Source organism: Pseudomonas sp. S36 (assembly GCF_016647875.1).
Lineage (GTDB): Bacteria > Pseudomonadota > Gammaproteobacteria > Pseudomonadales > Pseudomonadaceae > Aquipseudomonas > Aquipseudomonas parafulva.
This window is the reverse complement of the sequence record NZ_JACVVG010000006.1, coordinates 1-16,700: the sequence shown is the minus strand read 5'-3', so window position 1 is coordinate 16,700 and position 16,700 is coordinate 1. Positions and strand designations below refer to the sequence as shown.

15 protein-coding genes are annotated in these 16,700 nt (G+C 64.0%); 1 reads left to right on the top strand and 14 read right to left on the bottom strand.

What is annotated here, in order from left to right; translation table 11 throughout:
• Positions 1-10: 10 nt before the first annotated feature.
• From IAE36_RS04735 to IAE36_RS04705, 7 genes are all read right to left on the bottom strand, one after another.
• Positions 11-1,027, bottom strand: coding sequence for an ABC transporter permease (locus tag IAE36_RS04735; RefSeq protein WP_201210621.1), 1,017 nt, complete (start codon positions 1,025-1,027; stop codon positions 11-13).
• A complete protein-coding gene (locus tag IAE36_RS04730) occupies positions 1,027-2,085 on the bottom strand; it encodes a microcin C ABC transporter permease YejB (protein ID WP_201210620.1) in 1,059 nt (352 codons plus the stop codon). Before IAE36_RS04730 ends, IAE36_RS04735 begins: the two co-directional genes overlap by 1 nt.
• Positions 2,082-4,010 (bottom strand): extracellular solute-binding protein, encoded by a 1,929-nt coding sequence (locus IAE36_RS04725; protein ID WP_236408623.1) that lies wholly within the window; start codon positions 4,008-4,010, stop codon positions 2,082-2,084. The genes IAE36_RS04730 and IAE36_RS04725 overlap by 4 nt, the downstream gene beginning before the upstream one ends.
• Positions 4,011-4,020: 10 nt before the next feature.
• Entirely contained in the window at positions 4,021-4,302 is a 282-nt protein-coding gene (locus tag IAE36_RS04720) for a peptidylprolyl isomerase (protein ID WP_060481974.1), read from the bottom strand.
• Positions 4,303-4,334: 32 nt separating this feature from the next.
• Positions 4,335-5,438 carry a 3-deoxy-7-phosphoheptulonate synthase gene (locus IAE36_RS04715; RefSeq protein ID WP_201210616.1) on the bottom strand — a complete coding sequence of 368 codons (1,104 nt, stop codon included), beginning with the start codon at positions 5,436-5,438 and terminating at the stop codon, positions 4,335-4,337.
• 563 nt (positions 5,439-6,001) lie between these two features.
• Complete coding sequence (locus IAE36_RS04710; protein ID WP_028634106.1) at positions 6,002-6,301, bottom strand: hypothetical protein; 300 nt, start codon at positions 6,299-6,301, stop codon at positions 6,002-6,004.
• Positions 6,302-6,416: 115 nt separating this feature from the next.
• The gene (locus tag IAE36_RS04705; protein WP_028634105.1) at positions 6,417-7,703 is read right to left on the bottom strand and encodes an MFS transporter; all 1,287 of its coding nucleotides are present in this window, start codon (positions 7,701-7,703) and stop codon (positions 6,417-6,419) included.
• Positions 7,704-8,114: 411 nt separating this feature from the next.
• Here IAE36_RS04705 and IAE36_RS04700 point away from each other — a divergent pair, with 411 nt between their 5' ends.
• A complete protein-coding gene (locus IAE36_RS04700; RefSeq protein ID WP_201210614.1) occupies positions 8,115-8,990 on the top strand; it encodes an AEC family transporter in 876 nt (291 codons plus the stop codon).
• Positions 8,991-8,993: 3 nt separating this feature from the next.
• Here IAE36_RS04700 and IAE36_RS04695 read toward each other — a convergent pair whose 3' ends face one another.
• From IAE36_RS04695 to IAE36_RS04670, 7 genes are all read right to left on the bottom strand, one after another.
• Complete coding sequence (locus IAE36_RS04695; RefSeq protein ID WP_201210613.1) at positions 8,994-10,127, bottom strand: HlyD family secretion protein; 1,134 nt, start codon at positions 10,125-10,127, stop codon at positions 8,994-8,996.
• A complete protein-coding gene (locus tag IAE36_RS04690; RefSeq protein ID WP_060481979.1) occupies positions 10,127-11,773 on the bottom strand; it encodes an MFS transporter in 1,647 nt (548 codons plus the stop codon). Before IAE36_RS04690 ends, IAE36_RS04695 begins: the two co-directional genes overlap by 1 nt.
• Positions 11,774-11,779: 6 nt before the next feature.
• On the bottom strand, positions 11,780-14,293 hold the full coding sequence (uvrA, locus tag IAE36_RS04685; protein WP_201210611.1) for an excinuclease ABC subunit UvrA: 2,514 nt from the start codon (positions 14,291-14,293) through the stop codon (positions 11,780-11,782).
• Between the two features lie 179 nt (positions 14,294-14,472).
• Positions 14,473-14,691, bottom strand: a complete 219-nt coding sequence (locus IAE36_RS04680) for a YgdI/YgdR family lipoprotein (RefSeq protein ID WP_028634099.1) — start codon at positions 14,689-14,691, stop codon at positions 14,473-14,475.
• A 48-nt stretch (positions 14,692-14,739) separates the two neighbouring features.
• The gene (locus IAE36_RS04675; RefSeq protein ID WP_201210609.1) at positions 14,740-16,227 is read right to left on the bottom strand and encodes a DASS family sodium-coupled anion symporter; all 1,488 of its coding nucleotides are present in this window, start codon (positions 16,225-16,227) and stop codon (positions 14,740-14,742) included.
• A gap of 56 nt (positions 16,228-16,283) precedes the next feature.
• A complete protein-coding gene (locus IAE36_RS23825; RefSeq protein ID WP_256217515.1) occupies positions 16,284-16,412 on the bottom strand; it encodes a hypothetical protein in 129 nt (42 codons plus the stop codon).
• A gap of 38 nt (positions 16,413-16,450) precedes the next feature.
• Positions 16,451-16,700: HAD-IA family hydrolase (locus IAE36_RS04670; RefSeq protein WP_201210601.1), on the bottom strand; the 250-nt coding region annotated here is incomplete at its 5' end.

Genomic DNA, 16,700 nt, shown 5'->3' with positions numbered 1-16,700 from the left:
CCAGGCGCAGCTAACTTCTGGGGTCAAGCGCCTGGCGCAAGCCGTCACCGATGAACACCAGCAGCGACAGGATCACTGCCAGCGCAAAGAATGCAGTAAAGCCTAGCCAGGGGGCCTCGAGGTGCTGCTTGCCTTGCGTCACCAGTTCCCCCAGCGACGCGCTGCCTGCCGGCATGCCGAAGCCCAGAAAATCCAGGGCGGTGAGGGTGGTGATCGCCCCGGTGAGCATGAAGGGAACGTAGGTAAGGGTGGCATTCAGTGCGTTGGGCAGGATGTGGCGCAACATCACCTGGCTGTCCGGCAGCCCCAACGCCCGTGCGGCCTTGACGTACTCCAGGTTGCGCCCGCGCAGGAACTCGGCGCGCACCACGTCTACCAGTGTCAACCACGAGAACAGCGCCATGATGCCCAGCAACCACCAGAAGTCAGGCTCGACGAAGCCACTGAGGATGATCAGCAGGTACAACACCGGCAGCCCTGACCACACCTCCAGCAATCGCTGGCCCAACAGGTCTACCCAGCCGCCGTAATAGCCCTGCAAGGCACCCGCTGCCAGCCCCACCAGCACACTGGCTGCCGTCAGCGCAAAGGCGAACAGCAGCGACACACGGGTGCCGTACAGTACCCGGGCCAGTACGTCGCGGCCCTGGTCGTCGGTGCCCAACCAGTTGCTGGCGCTCGGCGGGCTGGGCGTGGGCACTTGCAGGTCGTAGTTGGGTGTGTCGGCGCTGAAGGGAATGGGGGCGAACAGCATCCAGCCCCCTTGCCGGTCGATCAGCTGGCGCACGTAGGCACTGCGGTAGTCGGGCTGAAACGGCAACTGGCCCCCAAACTGCTGCTCGGTATAGCGCTTGAGTGCCGGCACGTACAGCTCGCCCTTGTAACCCAACAGCAGTGGCTTGTCGTTAGCCACCAGCTCTGCTAGCAGGCTGGTCAGCAGCAGGGCGGTGAACAGCCACAACGAAACCCAACCCAGGCGGTGGCGGCGAAAGCGCTGAAGGCGGCGGCGTAGCAGCGGCGACAGCATCAGTGCGCCCTCGCGTCAAAATCGATGCGGGGGTCCAGCAGGGTGTAGGCCAGGTCGCCCAACAGGCGGATCAACAGCCCCGCCAAGGTGAAGATGAACAAGGTGCCGAACACCACCGGGTAATCACGTGAAACCGCGGCTTCGTAGCTCATGCGGCCCAGCCCATCGAGGGAGAAGATCACCTCGATGAGCAACGAGCCCGCGAAGAACACGGTGATCAACGCCTGCGGCAGCCCGGCCACCACCAGCAGCATGGCGTTGCGCAACACATGGCCATACAGCACGCGGCGCTCATTCAGCCCCTTGGCCCGCGCCGTAACGACGTACTGCCGGGAGATCTCGTCGAGAAAGGCGTTGCGGGTGAGCAGTGTCAGGGTGGCGAAACCGCCGATCACCAGCGCGCTGACGGGCAACACCAGGTGCCAGAAATAGTCGGCCACTTTGCCCAGCAGGCTGAGGTTGTCGAAGTTGTCCGACACCAGGCCCCGCACCGGGAACCAGGCAAGCGAGGTCCCCCCCGCGAACAGTACGATCAACAACAGGGCGAACAGGAACGAAGGCAGGGCGTAGCCGATCACGATCAAGGCGCTGCTCCAGGTATCAAAGCGGCTGCCGTGACGCACTGCCTTGCGAATGCCCAACGGGATTGATACCAAGTAGGTAATCAACGTGGCCCAGAAACCCAGGGACAAGGTCACCGGCAACTTCTGCACGATCAGGTCAGTCACCTTGGCGCCGCGGAAAAAGCTGTTGCCAAAGTCCAGCCGCGCATACTGGCTCAGCATCAGCCATAAACGCTCAGGTGCCGGTTTGTCGAAGCCGTACTGGTGTTTAATTTCTTCGATCAGCTTCGGGTCCAGGCCACGGGTGGCCCGGGAGCCGCCGCTCACCACCTCGGCACGGCCACCGGGCACGCCACCGCCCAGCCCCTGCAGGCGAGCCACAGCCTGCTCCACTGGCCCACCCGGCGCCGCCTGGACGATGGCGAAGTTGACCAGCAGGATGGCCAGCAGCGTCGGCACGATCAGCAATAGCCGGCGCAGGATGTAGGTGGTCACGGTGTCGCCCTCAGCCGCTCGGCCATCTGCGCATTGGTAAGGGGTGTGGGGCTGACCTCCCACCAGGTGTCCAGCCCCTCGTCATAGGTTGCCTGAACCTTGGGCAGGCCAAAACGGTTCCACCAGGCGGTTGAACTGCCTGGCGGGTAGTAGTTGGGGATCCAGTAGTGGCTCCATTGCAACACACGGTCAAGCGCGTGGGCGTGCCGCACCATGTCGGCCTCAGTAGCGGCACGCACCAGGCCATCGATCAGGTGGTCCACGGCAGGGTTCTGCAACGCCATGAGGTTATTCGAGCCCGGGTCGTGGGCGGCAGCAGAGCCGAAATAGCTGTAGAGCTCAGCGCCGGGTGACAGGCTGACCGGGTAACCGGTCACGATCATGTCGTAGTCACGGGCCATCAGCCGGTTGACGTACTGGGCCGCATCCACGTTGCGGATGTTCAGGGTGATGCCGATCTGCGCCAGGTTGCGCTTCCACGGCAGCAGCAGGCGCTCCAGGCCTGCCTGGCCATTGAGAAAGGTGAATGCCAGGGGCACGCCCTGCGCATTCACCAAGTGGTCGCCTCGCGGTGTCCAGCCTGCCTGCGCGAGCAGCTTCAAGGCTTGCAACTGCTGGTTGCGGATGATGCCACTGGCGTCGGTCACTGGGGCGGTGAAGACCGTGGTAAACACCTCGTCAGGTACCTGCCCCCGCAGGGGAGCCAGCAGTTTCAGCTCATCGGCGTCGGGCAGTTGCGTGGCGGCCAAGGGGGTATTGGAGAAGAAGCTCTGCTGGCGGATGTACAGGTTGCGCATCATCTGCCGGTTGCTCCATTCGAAGTCCCACAGCATGCCCAGTGCCTGACGTACCCGGCGGTCACGGAACTGCGGTTGGTCCAGGTTGAACACGAACCCCTGGGCGACCTGAGGTTTGGCGGGGCCCAAATGGGCGCGCTGCAGGCGGCCGTCCTCCAGTTGGGCGCCGTTGTAGCCCAGGGTGTAGGCAGTAGCGGAGAACTCCCGGTTGTAGTCGTAACCGCCACCCTTGAGCACCTGGCGGGCCACTTCGGTATCACCGAAATACTCGATGCGCAACTGGTCGAAGTTGTAGCGCCCCCGGTTGACCGGCAAATCGCGGGCCCACCAGGCGGGGTCCCGTTCGAAGGTGATACTGCGCCCGTTGTCGATGCGACCGACACGGTAGGGCCCACTGCCCACGGGCTTTTCGAAGCCGGCGCCACTGGCGAAGTCGCGGGCCTGCCAGTCATGGGCTGGCAGTACCGGCAGGCTGGCCAGGTCCAGGGGCAAGGTACGGCCGTGATCGGGCTGCAAATCAAAACGCACCAAGCGCGGCCCTTCGACCGTAACGCCGTTGACCGCGGCGAACTGTGTGCGGTACTTGAGGCTGCCCTTGCTCATGAGCAGTTCGAAGGTGAAGCGTACGTCTTCGGCGCGCACGGGTTTACCGTCAGCGAAGGTGGCGCGAGGGTCGATCTCGAAGCGCAGCCAGGCGTCAGCGGGGCCGCGTTCCATGCGCCGGGCGATCAGGCCATAAACGGTATAGGGTTCATCGAAGGCGCGGACGGCGAGTGGCGCATACAGCCAGCCATCGACTTCGCTCACGCCGGTGCCTTTGTCGATGTACGGCAAAATATGGTCGAATTGCCCGATCTCGATGGCAGAGCGCCGCAAGCTGCCGCCTTTGGGGGCTTCCGGGTTCACGTAGTCGAAATGCTGGAAGCTTTCGCCATAGTGCGGTGGCTCGCCATAAACGGTAAGGGCATGGCTGGGTGCGGCCTGCGCTGCAAGGCTTGCGCACAACAGCAGCAGGCCCCCCAGAAAAAGCAAAAGCGGGTTTGCCCCAGAACAAGCCTGTATACGCAACGAGGTTGCAGACACAGGCCTGGCCTTGGGCAAACCCGCTTTCACCGGGCACATGATCAGCGCTTGGCGATCAGTCCTGGCGGCTGGTCACTTCCAGCAGGTGGTAGCCGAACTGGGTCTTGACCGGACCCTGTACGGTATTGACCGGAGCGCTGAACACGACGGTGTCGAATTCCTTGACCATCTGCCCTGGGCCGAACGAACCCAGGTCACCGCCCTGGCGGCTGGATGGGCAGGTGGAGTTGGCTTTGGCGATTTCGGCGAAGTCGGCACCGCCTTCGATCTGGGCCTTGAGTTCGTTGCACTTCTCTTCGCTGCTGACCAGGATGTGGCGGGCGGTTGCACGGGCCATGGGTACTGCTCCTCGGGGTAAAAAACGCAAGCCTAGCGCACTTGTCCGGGCTGTGTCTCGCAAGCCTTGCCCGTTGTTTCACGAAGTTGCTGTGCGGCCTGTTGCAACAGGCTTTCGGTGCACGCCCAGCCAAGGCAGGCGTCGGTGACCGACACGCCGTATTTCAGCGCACCCTTGCCCAGTGCCTGGCAGCCGTCGAACAGGTGCCCCTCGATCATCATGCCGATCAGCGAATGGTCGCCAGCCAGGCGTTGCTGCAGCACATCGTTGAACACAGCCGGCTGGCGTGACGGGTCCTTGCCGCTGTTGGCATGGCTGCAGTCGACCATGATGCGTGCTGCCAGCCCGGCCTTCGCCAGCCCCTGACGGGCCAGGGCGATACTATGGGCATCGTAGTTGGGGCCTTGGTGGCCGCCGCGCAGCACCAGGTGGGTATGCGCATTGCCCAAGGTTTCAATGATCGCGGGGTAGCCTTGGGCGTCCATGCCGAAGTGGCGGTGAGGGTGGGCAGCGCTGCGCATGGCATCGGTTGCGACCGCAACGCCGCCATCGGTGCCGTTCTTGAAGCCCACAGGCAGTTCCAAGCCGCTGACCATTTCCCGGTGCACCTGCGATTCGGTAGTGCGCGCACCAATGGCCGCCCACGCCAGCACATCCTCGAAATAGCCGGCGGCCATGGGTTGCAGCAACTCGGTGGCCACCGGTAGCCCGCGTTCGATCATGCTCAGCATCAGCCCGCGAGACAGCGCGATACCAGCGTGCATGTCATCGCTGCCATCGAGGTGCGGGTCGTAGGCCAGGCCTTTCCAGCCCACTGTGGTACGGGGTTTTTCCACGTACGCACGCATTACCAGCAGCAGTTGGTCGCCCACCTGGCGGCTGAGGTTGGCCAGCCGGTCGGCGTATTCGAGCGCTGCGCGAGGGTCATGCAGGGAGCAGGGCCCGACGATCACCAGCAGGCGCTGATCATGGCCTTGGAGGATATCGCCGATGGCTTGGCGGTGGGCCTGGACTTGCTGGGCGAGAGCGTTGGCCAGCGGCATTTGCTGTTTGAGCAGGTGCGGGCTGGGCAGGCGCTTGCTGACGGTGGTATTGGCGGCGTGTGGCTGGGTCAGGGCGAGGCTGGTGGCTTGCATGGTGTAGGTTCCTTTGGGCGGACGGCGTGCGCGCCGTCGGCCCTATCGAGGTGTTCGACAGATCGTTGATAGGTTATTGGCTGTAGCGAGGCCACCTGTGCAGGACCGGTCGGAGGCGGCAGGCTGGCCCGAACGGTTATGGCTAAATCGCCAGGTGTAGGTGCAAGCGCGGTAATAGGTGACGTAGTTCATGGGGTTGTCCTGTGTGAATCGCTGATTTAAAAGGGCCTGAAAAGCAAAACCCCCGGTCGGGAAGCCGACCGGGGGTTGAGTGTTCTCATGTTCGGCGGCCCCTCGAAGGTGGGCGCCGTATGGGTATCGGCGCCTAGTGGCTAAACCAATACCCAAAGTAATAGCTGGCAGGTGCGACACAGCCGGCAATAGCAAGCACAGGGCGCAGGGTGCAGCCCGTGGTGTTGGCGTGATTGCAGGTAGATGATGGCATGTTGCGCTCCAGTGAATGTGCCCGAGCTTACTGCAGGTAGCGCGGCTGATTCAATGGATAAATGCTATGGCCGTGATCAGTTGTAGAAATGCCAGTCACGATCACGGCCTGCATAAGGTTAGTTGCTGTCTTGGTCTTCAGCGGTGCCGCCGCTGGCGCCTGCACCAGACCCGGTGGCTTCCCCAGTGCTGTTGGAGCCACCACTGGCGCCGTCATGCACGCCGGCGTTGCTGCTGTCGTTGTCGCGGCTGCTGCCGGGGGTGTTGACGCTGCTACCTTCACCGGCGGTTTTACCACCGGATTGATCGGTTTTGGGGTGCATGTCGGTGTTGGTGCTTTCGGTCGCGGCGTAGCTGGTACCGGCCAGGGTGGCCAGGGCGAAGGCGACGGACAGCGAGAGGCTACGGATGCGGATCATGGCAAAGCTCCTGTGCGGATGATCTGTCCTTGCTTGGGCAGGGGTGCGCACAGGAGGTGCTACTGGGGCGACGGATGGTCGTATAGGGCGGGGCCGGCCTGCGGCCCCGTGTGCCTCAGCGGGCGTCGCTGGGGGCAGCCTCGGCGGGCTCCAGCGGTGGGTGCTCCTGGGCGGCGTGCATGAGGTCTTCGGTGACGCGCAGCTCTGCGCCGGTAGGCGAGAAGGTGGTCGAGGCCGTGAACGGGGCAGGGTGCTCGGCGGCTGGCCGTTTGCCACGGCGCCACAGGAAAAACGCCACCATGAACAGGTTGACCACGGCAAAGGCCCAGAACAGCCCGGCTTCGCCAAATTCGGTCATCATCGGCGAAATCGCCACCGGTGCCATGGCCGAGCCCAGCGAGTTGATCAGCAGCAGGCCCTGGATCATCGGTACCAGCGCATCGGACGGCGCGCGGTCGGCGGCGTGGCTGACCGCCACCGGGTACAGGGTGAACACCCCGCCACCCAACAGGAACAACATGGCCGGCAGCAGGAACGAGTCCGACGGCAGGAACACCGTGACCAGCGCCAGCACCACGCACAGCCCTGCCAGGGCAATCAGTACATCCTGGCGATCCTTGCGATCGGACCAGCGCCCCACGGGGTACTGCAGCAACATTGCACCCAGGATCACCCAGGCCATCATGTTGCCGACCTCGCCCACCTCCAGGCCGATGCGTTGCAGGTACAGCGGCAGCAAGGTGTAAATGCCGGCAATGGCCACGCCAGAGCCAAAACAGCCGACCAGCCCGGAGGGCGCGACACCCAGCAGCTGCCGCGGTTTGAGCGGTTCCACTTGCTCCAGCAGCGGCGACACCCGAGGCAGGATCACGATAGGCAGCACCGACAAGGCAGTTAGCACCCCTGCCAGCATGAACGGTGCGCTGTCGCCCAGGCGGGTGATTTCGCCAAGCCCCGCCTGGGCCAGCACGCCCGCCCCGTAGAACGCGATCATGTACAAGGCCAGCAGGCGGCCGCGGATCTTGGCGTCACCGGCCAGCAGCAGCCAGCTTTCAATCACCAGAAACACGCCTACTGCCGCCCAGCCGTTGATCAGGCGCAACACCGACCACCAGGTGACGTCGTAGAACAGGCCCTGCAGCAGGATGGTCGCGCCGATCAGCGAGGCGAAGCTGGTATAGGCGCGGATGTGGCCAATGCGCAGGATCAGCCGGTCGTTGAAGATGGCGCCCAGGGTCAGGCCGATGAAGTAGGTGGACGACACAATACCAATGGTGGTGGCGGACTCACCGGCATCGCCCAGCCGCAGGGTAGTCAGGGAAGACATGAAGCCGTTGCCCAGGGCAATGATGAACAGCCCGAGCAGGGGCGCCAGCGCCATGGCCAGCAAACGCGGAGACATAGGTACCTCAGGTTGGATAAGCGGAATGTATGCCTTTGCGGACGCGCGCACGGTCTGGCCCGAAAGTGGGCGAGGGCTGCACGGATGGGACCTGGGCAAGACTCAACCGCTTGGCCATCAGGGAGAAGGCTGGGCGGGGAGGGTTGAGCCTATTTCACATGTGCGTTCATGTGGTCAGGCACGGACTCGGTCTTTGCTGCCGGTTGCCACCGTTCAAGGCGACGGGCGAAAAGGAAGCGCGATTCTACGGGCTTGCGCGGTTTTGCCCAAGGGGCCAGGGCCTGCGACGAGATGCCGCAGGCTGGGTTGGGCACGTCAATGTCCTGGGCAGGCATCCGCCGGCCGTTAACGGGCCGCCGATAACCTGCCGGGCTGCGGCATAATGCAGCACCCCCTGCAAGGAAGGCCCTCATGTTCGCTTCGCTGTTCGCAGTTCTGGCCCCGGTGTTCATCGTTGCCGGTATCGGTTTCGCCTGGGCCCGCGCCGGCCTGGAATACCCCACCACCTTCATCGCCCGCATCGTGATGATGGTCGGCACCCCGGCCCTGGTGTTGTCCACCCTTAGCCGCACCGAACTGGACCCCGGCGCGTTTACCAGCATGGCCCTGGCCTGCCTGCTGTGCACGCTGTGCATGGCCATTGCCGCGCTGCTGGTGTGCCGGTTATCTGGCATGCACTGGCGGGTGCTGACGCCCGCCTTCATGTTCCCCAATACCGGCAACATGGGCCTGCCGATCAGCCTGTATGCGTTCGGTGAGCATGGCCTGGCGCTGGCGGTGGCCTTCTTCCTCACCTTGTCGATCGTGCAGTTCACTGTCGGCATGGCCATTTCCGGCACGGCTGCTTCGCTCAAGGCCTTGCTGCGCAACCCCATCGTGATCAGCCTGGCGGGGGCAATGCCCATCATCTTTCTGGATGTCGAGCTACCGCGCTGGCTTGCCAACACCGCCGACCTGCTCGGTGGCATGACCATACCGCTGATGCTGCTCACGTTGGGGGTATCGCTGGCCAGCATCCGCCTGCAGCATGTGCGCAGCGGGCTGGTGTTGGGCGGCCTGCGGATCGTGCTGGGCGCCGGCATGGGTTGGGCGGTGGGTACGCTGCTGGGGCTCCAAGGCCTGGAGCGAGCGGTGCTGGTGGTGCAATCGGCCATGCCGGTGGCCGTGTTCAATTACCTGATGGCGGTGCGCGCCAACCGGGAGCCCGAGCAGGTGGCCAACCTGGTGATGTGCTCCACGGTATTGTCCTTTGCCTGGCTGCCGGCGGTGCTGGCCTGGTGGATGTAGGCGCTACTGGTCGCCGTTGGTATCGATACTGACCACCACCGACATGCCCGGGCGCAGGTGCCGGGCCTGGGGCTGGTCAGGGTCGACGGTAATCCGTACCGGGATGCGCTGGGCGATCTTGACGAAGTTACCGGTGGCGTTGTCCGCCTGCAGCAAGGCGAATTCAGAACCGGTGGCTGGCGAGATCTGCTGGATGTGGCCATGCAGCTTGAGGTGGTTCAAGGCATCGACGGTGAAGCTCGCCGGTTGGCCGATACGCACGTCGGCCATCTGTGTTTCTTTCATGTTGGCGATGACCCACAAGGTGTCCGGCACCAGCGCCATCAGTTGCGCCCCTGAGTTCACATAGGCCCCTAGCCGTGTGCCGATCTGCCCCAGCTGGCCGTCCCGCGGTGCGGTGACCCGGGTGTTGTCCAGGTCGATGCGCGCCAGGGCGACAGCAGCCTTGGCATTTTCCACCGCAGCCTCCAGTGCGGCGCGGTTGACCACCACCGTCTCGCGGTCCTGCCGGGCGATTTCCAGGGCCGCCTTGGCTTGGGCCAGGCTGGCGACCGCAGCCGCTTCGCTGGCACGGGTAACGTCCAGGTCACGGCGCGACACCGAACCATCCGTCACCAGCGCCTGGTTGCGGGCAAGGTCTGCCCGGGCCTTGGTCACCTGCGCTGCGGCATCGCCGATGGCCGCCTGGCGCTGGGCGATGGTGGCTTCGGCACTTTTGCGTTGCTGGGCGTTATTGGCCAGCGCCGCCTCTTGCTGCTGCTGTTGCGCAATGGCTTGAGCCAGGCGCTGGATATAGATGCGGTCGTCCAGTTGCACCAGCAACTGCCCGGCCTTCACGTGCTGGAAGTCCTGCACCGGCACATCGACGATGTAACCGCTCAGTTGAGGCCCGATGAGCGTGACCTGGCCACGCACCATGGCGTTCTCGGTGCTTTCGATGGCGCTGCTGAATGGCGGCAGGCGCCAGGCGTACAGCACCACCATCACGCCCGCCAGCGCCACGCAGGCAAAGGTAACCGCCGACATCACCCGCACCCGCCGCGAGCGCCCGGGGCTGGTGGGTTCACTGGGCGGGGCGGTGCCCTCCGGGGCTTCGGCGATGGCGGTGGTGGTCGTGGTGCGGGTATCGTCGGTCATCAGGTGGTTGCGCCGGAGGTGGAGTCGTTAAGGCTGGCCTGGCGTTTGCTGTACCACAGCCAGGTGCCGCGGATGCAAATCCAGACCATGGTCAGAATAGCGATACTGCCGATCAGCATGAACACATCGTTGTAGGCCATTACATTGGCTTCGCGGGTAGCGGCGCTGGCCAGCTGGCGCAAACCGGCTTCGGTGCGCAGGGCCGGGTCGGCCAGGATGTGCGCATAGGCGGCGCCACCGCTTTGAACGCGCGCGCTCACCAGCGGTTCCACGGCGCTCAGGTGGTCCATGAGGTGGCTGGAGTGGAATTTTTCTCGCCAGATCTGGAAGGTGCTCAGCAGTGCAGCGCCAATCAGGCCACCCAGGTTGTTGCAGATACCGAACAACACCGAAAAACTCACCAGGTTGCGCGGGTTGGCGCGTACATGGCTGATGCCCAGCACCATGGACGGCCCCAGGAAGAACGTACTGCCGAACGCCAGCAGGAACTGGCTGAAATACATCTGTGCCGGCCGTGTGAGGTTACTGGATGAGCTGTCCATGAAGGCGCCAATGGCCATCGCCAGCAGCGATATCAGAAGCGGCAATATCAAGTGATTGGGCGAGATGGTCAGGGCGCTGGTGGCAAGCCCGGCTACGGCACCCAGCAGCATGATCCAGTACAGGGTGCGCATCTGCTCGCTGCCCATGTTGAGCATCTGCAGAAAACCCACCGCGCCGGTGGACTGCTCGGACGTGACCATGCGGATCAGAATGACGCAAAGCCCCAGGCGTATGATTGCGCCGCTGCCCAGCCAGCGGGTCATCAGCAGCGGGTTCTGGCGGTTGTGCTCGATGGCGAGCCCGCTGAAGATCAAGGCAATGGCACCCGCCAGCGCCATGCCGATCCACGGTGCATCCAGCCACCAGTCAATACGCCCCAACGACAGCGCGGCGCAGAGCAGGGCGGTACCACTGGCCATCAGGGCAAAGGTGAGGAAATCCAGGGGTTCAAAGGTTTTGAAGCGGTCGCCCGGCGGCAGCTTCAACAGCAGCACACAACCCAGGGCGGCCAGCGCCAGGCCCAGCTCGAACAGGTACAGCCCGCGCCATTCGCCAATCAGCAGAAGGTCTTCCGAGAAGATGCGCGCCAGCGGCAAAGCCAGCTGCGAGGCGCCCAGCCCCAGCACAATCGACTTCAGCCGCCACTTTGCCGGGAAGGCCTGAATCATGTAGTACAGCCCCAGCGAGGTGAGCGCCGCGCCCACCATGCCGTGGGCCGCCCGCACGGCGATGGCCGAGTTGAGGTCGTTGACCAGCAGGTGGGCGAAGGTGACCACTGCATAAAGCACCAGAAACACTTCGGTGAATGCGCGCAGGCCGAACTGCTGGCGAAATTTCACCAGCAGCAGGTTCATGGACACCGTGGTCATCACATAGGCTGCCGGCAACCAGGCCATCTCGGCGGTGGTCGCACCCAGCGCACCTTGCAGAAATACCAGGTTGGCGGTGACCAAGGCGTTCCCCAGGCCACCGGTGATCGCTACCAGCAGGCCCACCAGGCCATAAGCCAGGCGTTTGCCCGGTGCGTGCAGGGGGGTGGAGGGCGAGCCGGGCAGCACGGGCTTTTCGTGGGGCAACCAGTCGCGAGGGGCGTATTTGTCCATGGTGTGTTACAGCGCCTTGGCCAGAAATGCTGCGGTGCGGCTGCCGTCGCAGCGGGCAACGTGCTGCGGTGTGCCGCACGCTACCACCTTGCCCCCGGCGTCTCCAGCACCCGGTCCAATATCGATCACCCAATCGCTTTGCGCTACCACGCGCATGTCATGCTCGACCACCACCACGCTGTGCCCGCTGTCCACCAGCCGGTTCAACTGCACCAGTAGGCGGTCGATGTCCTGCGGGTGCAGGCCGTTGGTGGGCTCATCCAGCACGTACAAGGTCGCGCCGCGTGCCGTACGCTGCAGCTCGGTGGCCAGCTTGATCCGTTGGGCCTCTCCGCCAGACAGCTCGGTCGCTGGCTGGCCCAGGCGCAGATACCCCAGGCCGATATCCTGCAATACCTGCAAGCAGCGCCGCACGGGGGGCTGCTCGGCAAACGCCTGCAGGGCCTGGTCTACCGTCAGTTGCAACACCTGGGCGATGTTCATGCCCTGCCAAGTCACTGACAGGGTTTCGGGGTTGTAGCGGGCCCCATGGCAGGTGGGGCAGGGCGCGTACACGCTGGGCATGAACAGCAGCTCGACGCTGACGAACCCTTCACCCTCGCATGTGGGGCAACGGCCTTTGGCCACATTGAAAGAGAACCGCCCGGCGTCGAACCCCTGCGCCTTGGCCTGTTCAGTGGCGGCGAACAGCTTGCGCACATTGTCGAACAAACCGGTGTATGTGGCGAGGTTGGAGCGGGGTGTGCGGCCGATAGGTTTCTGGTCCACCTGCACCAGGCGCTTGATGCTGCCAAGGCCTGCACTTACGTGGCCGCTGCTGGCCTGTTCCGGTTCATCTTCCAGGCTCTGTTCCGCGGGGTCGCCGGTAGGGTCACCCTGGCCCAGGTGTGCGCTCACCAGCTCCAGCAACGCCTGGCTCACCAGGCTTGATTTGCCCGAGCCCGAAATACCTGTCACCGAGGTAAAACAGCCCAGCGGGAAGGCTGCACTCAGGTCGGCAAGGTTGTTGCGGGTCACCCCTTCGAGGGTTAGCCAGTCCTTGGCCTGGCGGCGCTCAGGGCTGGCCTTGGTCTGCTCGCCGAACAGGTAGGCCGCCGTGCACGACGCTTTCACCTGTGCCAGCCCTTGTGGCGGGCCGCTGTACAGGATATTGCCGCCGTTCTCCCCAGCCGCAGGGCCTACATCCACCAGCCAGTCAGCGCGGCGCATGGTATCCAGGTCGTGCTCCACCACATACACGGAGTTGCCTGCCTGCTTGAGCCGCACCAGGGCATCGAACAAGGCTTCGCTGTCGGCCGGGTGCAAGCCCGCAGAGGGCTCGTCCAGCACGTAGACCACGCCGAACAGCTGTGAGTTGAGCTGGGTGGCCAGGCGCAGGCGTTGCAGCTCGCCAGACGACAACGTGGGGGTGCTGCGCTCCAGTGCCAGATAGCCCAACCCCAGGTCGAGCAGGGTTTCGATGCGCTCCAGCACTTCGTGCGCGATCCGTTGCGCGGCCAGGCGCTTATCTACGGTCAGTTCACCGTGCTGTGTCAGGTAGTCGGACGCAGCCACCTTGCGTAATAGGTGCGCCAGTGCCTGCAGGGGCAGTTGCGACAGCTCTGCGATGTCCAGCCCGGCGAACGTCACACCCAGTGCCTCGCGCTTGAGACGCTTGCCCCCACAGGCAGGGCAGGGGCTTGGACGCATGAACCGGGCGACGCGTTTACGCATCTGCGCGCTCTGGGAATGCATGAATGTATGCAGCACATAGCGCCTGGCGCCCATGAACGTGCCTTGGTAGCTCGGTTCCTGCTTGCGTTCCAGTGCCGCGCGGGTCTGTGCAGGTGTCAGGCCGGCATACACCGGCGCGGTGGGCGTTTCTTCGGTGAACAGTATCCAGTCCCGTTGCGCCTGTGGCAGGTCGCGCCAGGGCACATCCACGTCATAACCCAGGGTCACCAGGATGTCGCGCAGGTTCTGCCCTTGCCACGCCATGGGCCAGGCGGCCACGGCGCGTTCGCGGATGGTCAGCGACGGGTCCGGCACCAGGGTGGCTTCGTTGACCTCGTACACCCGCCCGAGGCCGTGGCATTCAGGGCAGGCGCCCTGGGGTGTGTTGGCAGAAAAATCCTCGGCATACAGCATGGGCTGCCCCGCTGGGTACTGCCCGGCCCGCGAATAGAGCATGCGGATGGAACTGGACAGCGTGGTCACGCTGCCGACCGAAGACCGTGCGCTGGGCGTGCCGCGCTGCTGTTGCAGGGCAACTGCTGGCGGCAGGCCGTCGATGGCATCCACGTCCGGCACACCCACCTGGTCGATCAGGCGGCGGGCGTAGGGCGCCACGGACTCGAAATAACGGCGCTGGGCTTCGGCGTACAACGTGGAAAATGCCAGCGACGACTTGCCCGAGCCGGAAACGCCAGTGAACACCACCAATGCGTCACGTGGGATGTCTACATCAATGTTCTTGAGGTTGTGCTCGCGGGCGCCGCGGACCTGGATGAAACCGCTAGGGGGGAGGGGGCGTGGTGTCATCGGGGCAGTCTTTGGCGGTAAGGTGAATTTACGTTACCAGTAAAGTCGATGGAGTACAGCATCCACCCTGCGCAGATTAAGCGCGTACCCAGCCCCTCGCCTTCGTGGGTGTTGATGCATACGACAACGCCCGCGAAGGCGAGGGGCTTCGCGGGCGCCGTTGTCAAAGCATGCAGGGGTTACTTCAGGTTGCGAATCGTCAGCACCGAATCCCGGTTGATCTTCTGGGGTTTACCGTCCAGCAATTTGAACTCAAAGAAGCCGCTCTGCTTGTCGTACTTCGGCGTATCCAGTGTTTGCAGCTCGCGACCGTCTTTGAGGATCATCGAGGAAGGTGTTGCGCATCCGGCCAGAAGGCACAGGCCCACGGTGACGAAGATGCGTTTGAGCGAATTCATGACAAGGCTCCAGGTGTGAAATGTGACCCGTTAGGGGATCGTTGAATTTCAGATCCAACCCAGCCAGCTCCAGTACGTGCTGGCAAACACCAGCAACAGCACATAGCCAACCAGGGTGACGAGTATACCGACACGGGCGAATTGCTTGGGGTTAAAGGTGTCGGTGCCCAGGCAGACCATGTTCTGCGGGGCGTTGATCGGCAGGATGAAACCAAAGCTGACGGCAAAGCCGAGCAGCATGGTCATGCCGACCCGGCTGAATTCGCTGGGTAGTGTAAGCAGCACGGCCATGAGGATCGGCAGCAGCGCCGAGGTGAGTGCGGTGGCGCTGGCAAAGCCCAGGTGAATGACGATCAGGAAGGCGCTGAGTATCGCGAACACGCCCAGTGGTGAAATGCTGTCGAGCCCGGTGTGGCTGACCACTTGTGCGCCGAGCCACTGGCCGGCCTGCGTGGTCAGCAGTGCGGTGCCCAGGCTGATACCCACACCGAACACGATGACCGTGCCCCACGGGATGCGCGACTGCACGTCTTTCCAGGTCATCACGCCGAAACGGGGCAACAGCAGGATAACCAGCCCGGCATAGGTGGTGGTCGTGGTGTCCAACGCATGCAACCTGCCTTCAGTGGCCCAGGCCAGCAACAGCAGCAGCGAAACCATGCCCAGGCGCTTCTGCGCGGCGGTCATGGGGCCGAGTTCGGCCAGGCTCTGTTTCACGGCGTCCAGGCCGCCTGGCACGCTGTCGCTCTCGGGCGGCAGCAGTTTCAGCACCACCACGATCAGCACCACCGACATGATCACTGCCCAGGGTGCGCCGGCAACCAGCCAGTCTATCCACGACACGCGCTGGCCGAGCATCTTGTCCATGAAGCCTACGGTCAGCAGGTTCTGCGCCGCGGCGGTCTGAATGCCGACGTTCCAGATGCTGGTGCCCTGGGCAACGATGATCATCAGGCCGGCGGCGATGTGCGAGCGTTTGGCTACGCCAAAGGCAGCGATGACGCCCATCATGATGGGCACTACGCAGGCGCTGCGGGCTGTTGCGCTGGGCACCACCAGGCTCAACAGCACGATCACCAGCATGGCGCCGAACAGAATGCGCCGGGTGCTGGCGCCGACCTTGGTCAGGGTGACCAGGGCGATGCGTTTGTCCAGGCCTGTGTGGGTCATGGCCGCCGCGATGAACAGCGCGCCGACCACCAGCGCCAGGGCCGGGTTGGAAAAGCCGCTCAAGGCCATCGACACGCCGGCCGATGAACCATAGATGACGGTGGGGTCCTGCAGCGTCGGCGCCATGCCAATCAAGACCGCCATCAGTGAGGTGATCATGATGGCACTGGCTTCGTAGGAAACAGCCTCGGTCACCCACACCGTCACTGCGAATGCCAGTATTGCCAGCATCCGCTGCCCGGCGACCGGTAACGCTTCGGGCAGTGGCAAGAACAGCACGATCACCATGGCCAGCACCGCGACGATCAGTCCAGGCGGAAAACGTAGCGGCTGTGGCGCGGTGGTGGGTGAGGCACGTTCACTCATGGGATTCTCGCAGTACAGTTAAGAGATTCGAGCGCGCGTGGCTGCGCAGCTCGCACTCACTGACGGTAGGCCGCGCCCCAGTGACGCACTGCTTCAATGGCAACGTCTTCAGCACTGCCGCCAGTCAACGCCAGAATACGCTCGCTGGCATGCTCGCTCTTGATGTCGATCAGCTGGTTCGGCAACTTGGCCAGGGCCTGTGGCGTGGCAGACGGCGCATCCGTCAGCCCGCCTCACCGCGTTTGGCCAACAACGCCCACAAAGCTGGCGCTTCAAAATCGTCAATCACCAACCCCGCACCCGCAGCCATCAACCGTTCCGGCGTCTGCGTGGTCGCAACCCCCACCGTGAAAATGCCTGCTGCATGCGCCGCCGCGACCCCGGGCAGGGAGTCTTCGAAGGCCAGGGCCTGACCCGCTTCGGCGTTCAGGTGCTGCAAGCCGGTGAGGTAGGGCAGGGGGTCGGGTTTGGGG